Source organism: Candidatus Poribacteria bacterium (genome assembly GCA_021162805.1).
Lineage (GTDB): Bacteria > Poribacteria > WGA-4E > B28-G17 > B28-G17 > JAGGXZ01.
The window spans coordinates 1-4,162 of the sequence record JAGGXZ010000113.1; the positions used below are offsets into that span (position 1 = coordinate 1).

Consider the following 4,162-nt stretch of genomic DNA (forward strand, 5'->3'; position numbering starts at 1 on the left):
AAGCAGGAGGAGAAAAATGATAAACAAAGCGATAGCATTATACACCATAATAGACGATCTCCTCAAGGCAATAGGCCATGAACAAGATCCCAGAGCCAAGATGAGCGATGCGGAGGTGATAACAACGGCATGACCACCTTAGCCACTATGCGTTTCTTCATCTTTTCCGCATTCGGATCGCCCAAGATTATGAAAGCGTCTATGCCCTTATGCACCGCCTGACGATAGGTTAAAAAGGCGTTTAAACTGCCATCCCGATACACAAATCTGCCACCCAAACCTCTTTCCGGCGTGATGTCATAGTTGAATTGGAGGACATGTTGAATTCTGTCCCCTTTATGCCATAGAAATTCGGAACTCAGCCTGAAGGAGATTTTCCCTGTAGGTTTCAGATTGATGAAAGGTCTGGCGTAACCGTATCTCGTGCTCTGACGCCTGCCGTAGGAGAGGTTCACGCCGTAGCTGCGATGCTGGTCTCTGACGTTTCCTCGTAACGTTATCCCCACCGTCCAGTCCCTGTGCTCCTCATATCTGCCGACTCCCCCGTTGAGATTAACGGCGTAATCGCTTGAAAACTGCGTTTCCCCCCAAAAGTTGACGTCCCTCATGTAAGGTGAACCGTCATAGCGATCGACTCGAGAGAGATTGAAGCCGCAGTTAACCTTTCTGATAGGGCCTTCCCTCCATTCGTTGCTGTAGCCGCCGTTGAGGTTGTAACCTCGCATGTCATCATATGGGATGAAACCGTCGGCGGCGTTGAAGTTCGGGGTCATATAGAAGAGATTCACGTTTGCCCATGTCCGTTTGGTGAAATGTCCCGCGTAAATAGCTCCGATTGACCCTTCACCGCCTTCCCCTTCGGTCCAACTTCCGCTTAATATCCCTCCGAAACGGAGGCTTTTGAACCCCCCATTCGGTTCGAAGCTCACCACTTGATTTCGCACCTTGGAGTCGTCCCTTCTGATGAATCTTACCCTAACAGATGCTGAGCCGATGTCCCGTCTCAAGGCGAACACAAGGTCATTCCTCTCCTTGAAATCGGCGCAGTTCAGCAGACCGAAGGCGGTTTTACCGATTTTCCCGTGGACTTTGGCACCAAGGTCGATCTGAGGGATGTTTCGGCTGTAGAAGAGCAGAAGATTGCTATTTCCAAAAGTGAAGATCTCGCCACCTTCCTGAAAGAAGGGTCGTCTGTCCGGATACCATCGCTGTTGATAGGAGAAATCTATGGATTCGACATCCTGTTCGACGTTTGAGAAGTCCGGATTGACCGTAATTAGAGCTGTGATGCTCGAGGAGATAGGGTACTTAACATCCGCGCCGGCCCGGATCGTCCTGCTTTTTTCGGGTTCAACGCCTGCGAAAGTATAAACCATCAACGACAGGCGACGTTTTGAGCTCTTTTTGGGAAATATGATTCCCACCAGATGTCCATCCTTTTCGAGATCTTCCTGTGGGCCGATGTTCGACCAGAAGGAGTTAACCCCTGTGCGCTGTTGCATCCTGTCGAAGTTTATCTCGATGGTGGTGGGTTTTCCGGTGGAGGGATAATCTAGGATGGCGAAAGGTATCATCATCTCCGCTGTCCAACCATCTTCCACCCGTTTCACTGCGGCTTTCCAGTCTCCCTTCCACTCGGTTTTAGTCGCCCGTCCGCCAGCGATCCTTGAAAACTGAGTTCCGATGGCGTTTACCAGGAAAAAGGAACGATCGGAGTGACGGTGCGAATCAAAAGGGTTGATAGAGAAAGAGACGTAATCGTCGTTCCGGAAATTCCCATCTCGCTTGGTTTCACGGGCGACAATCTCTTCCGGTTTTGAGTCGTAGCAGTAAAATGCGACGTAGATGTTCTCGTCATCATAGAGGATGTAGGCCACGGTTTGATCTTCGGGAGGCGTGTCCAGGAGTTTATCCACGAATCCCGTTGCCTTGGGCGCATTTCGCCAGCAAGGGTCATTTAAGTCGCCGTCTATCCTCGGGGGTTGGGATGTTTTGAGAGCCTGGAGCGATTTACCAACGGTTTCCGATCCCACCGCAGAAGATAGAAGGATTAAAAACCCTGCCACGCAGAAAATAATCGGATACAATCCTACCCTCATTTTTAGCCTCCTTTTCGTTTGCATTCGTGGAAATGACGCCCCGTGTGTGCCCTCAAACTCCGGGCAGGCACAGGGGGCCGTCCCTGTTTTGCGTCCTTTTTCCTTGCGCAGGAGTCGCATATGAGGTAAAATTATATTCAGCACTTGCGTTAGATGAGCCTTCAGCTTTAGGATGTCTATCGAGATCTCCCGCTGAAGGCTCTACCTTTGTCTATCAGCTTATCACTTCGAACGTTGATTTTGCCTAGTTTCACCAACGCTCTCCCGCCGTTTAGCTTGCCGTGGAAGATTGATTCATCTTCGCCCTCAGCTCGGCCCGTTTGCGGGCGAGCTCGGCTTGTTTAAGACCGATCTTTCGCATCTCATCGGCCAGCCTCTTCACCTCATCCGGGGAGAGCTCCTCGCGGCGGAGCTTTTCGGCCAGCACCTGCATCTGCCCGCCGAGCTCGGCTATTCTGCTCTCAAGCTCATCGAGGGTCAGGTTTTCCTCCTCTTCCTCCTTCTCCTCTTCGGCCTTCTCCTCAACCTTCGGCTTGAAGACATCTCTGAGAGTCTCCTTCACGTCCCTCAGCAGCCCTGATCTCAGCCAATCGCCCAGCTCCCTGAACATATCTCCTCCCACGATGAAGATATTGTCGCTTGCGACGTAATCTCCGCCTCCTACGCCAGCCTTTCCCTCCTTTCGCTCCTCAGCCTCCATCGTTCCTTCCAGGTAATTCACCAACTGTTTGCAGGCGATTCCCACCTCATCGAACGAGGCATCCTCACCCAGTTCAGGGAAAAGCCCCTCCGGTATCTCGCCCATCTCGGATAACCTTTTGAGGATGGCGTTATACTGCCTTATGGCTATCCCCTTGCCCTCGGCGAGCATGCCGGTGAGGCTGGCCTGCTCGGCCGTTTTGGCGATGGAGTCGAGCATGCGCATTATCCCACGGATCTCCTTTTCACCGTTCATCTCGAAACCCCCTTTTGATAAGTTTACTCCTGAGGAGCTGGCGGGCCTTGAAAAGCCTCCATTTGACGGTGCTGACGGGCACGGAGAGAAAGTCGGCGATCCTCTCAAGCGGCATCTCGTCCCAGTAATGCATTCTGATCACAAGGCGGTATTCAGAGGGCAGACCTTCGATCGTCTCGTTCAGCTCTCTGTATCTCTCCCTGCGCTCCAATATCCTGGCCGGCGTCTCGGTTATGGGCGGGCAGCGCTTGAGGACGATCAGATCTATGTCCGACCTGGGCTCCATTCTTTCCGATCGCTTCCGATACCGTATGGCTCGGTTGCGGGTGATCGAATAGAGCCATGAGCCGAATCTGTCGAATCGTTCGAGCTGGGGAAGGGCCTTGAAAGCCAGGATACACGCGTCCTGGACCACATCCTCGGCGGCGATCTCATCCCTTAGGATCTCCCTCGCCACCTCGATCATGGCCGGGCGATATCTGGTGATAAGCTCGCCGAAAGCATCGAGGTTGCCCAGAAGCGAGGCTATCACGAGCTCCACATCACTGTATTTTGACCAATCGCTCATTCATAAGGGCTCCTCAGGTTTTCAACTATATAGAGACATGACCCGCCCTGAAGGTTAGCAGCATCTGATCCCGGCCGAACAGCATGTTGAATCTTCACAGGAAGGATTAATCTGGTGGGAATAAAAAATGTGCCCCGGCGACGACCTACTTTCCCACGGGGTCTCCCCCGCAGTATCATCGGCGCTGGCGGGCTTAGCTTCCGTGTTCGGGATGGGAACGGGCGTTTCCCCGCCGCTATAGTCACCGGAGCACAGAGTCATGATGCATTTATATTATAAGGCCGGATGACAACCGCGTTTATGAAGAGGAGAAAGGGAAAGGGTGATGAGTGGTCAAGCCCTCGGCCGATTAGTACCGGTCGGCTGAACGGGTCACCCCGCTTACACCTCCGGCCTATCAACCTCCTAGTCTCGGAGGGGCCTTACCGGGTTAACCCCGTGGGGCACCTAATCTTGGGGTGGGCTTCCCGCTTAGATGCTTTCAGCGGTTATCCCGTCCGGACATGGCTACCCAGCTATGCCGCTGGCGCGACAACTGGT

At 53.0% G+C, this 4,162-nt stretch carries 3 protein-coding genes and 2 rRNA genes; all 5 read right to left on the reverse strand.

Features of this window, described 5'->3' with window-relative positions; translation table 11 throughout:
• Positions 1 to 62: 62 nt before the first annotated feature.
• Complete coding sequence (locus J7M22_08810) at positions 63 to 2,099, reverse strand: carbohydrate binding family 9 domain-containing protein (GenBank protein ID MCD6506711.1); 2,037 nt, start codon at positions 2,097 to 2,099, stop codon at positions 63 to 65.
• Positions 2,100 to 2,370: 271 nt separating this feature from the next.
• Positions 2,371 to 3,054 (reverse strand): hypothetical protein, encoded by a 684-nt coding sequence (locus J7M22_08815; GenBank protein ID MCD6506712.1) that lies wholly within the window; start codon positions 3,052 to 3,054, stop codon positions 2,371 to 2,373.
• Positions 3,044 to 3,622: an RNA polymerase sigma factor gene (locus tag J7M22_08820; protein ID MCD6506713.1), complete on the reverse strand. Its 579-nt coding sequence runs from the start codon at positions 3,620 to 3,622 to the stop codon at positions 3,044 to 3,046. Before J7M22_08820 ends, J7M22_08815 begins: the two co-directional genes overlap by 11 nt.
• Before the next feature lie 132 nt (positions 3,623 to 3,754).
• Positions 3,755 to 3,871: ribosomal RNA gene (rrf, locus tag J7M22_08825) — 5S ribosomal RNA — on the reverse strand.
• Positions 3,872 to 3,951: 80 nt separating this feature from the next.
• Positions 3,952 to 4,162: ribosomal RNA gene (locus tag J7M22_08830) — 23S ribosomal RNA — on the reverse strand; the annotation flags it as partial.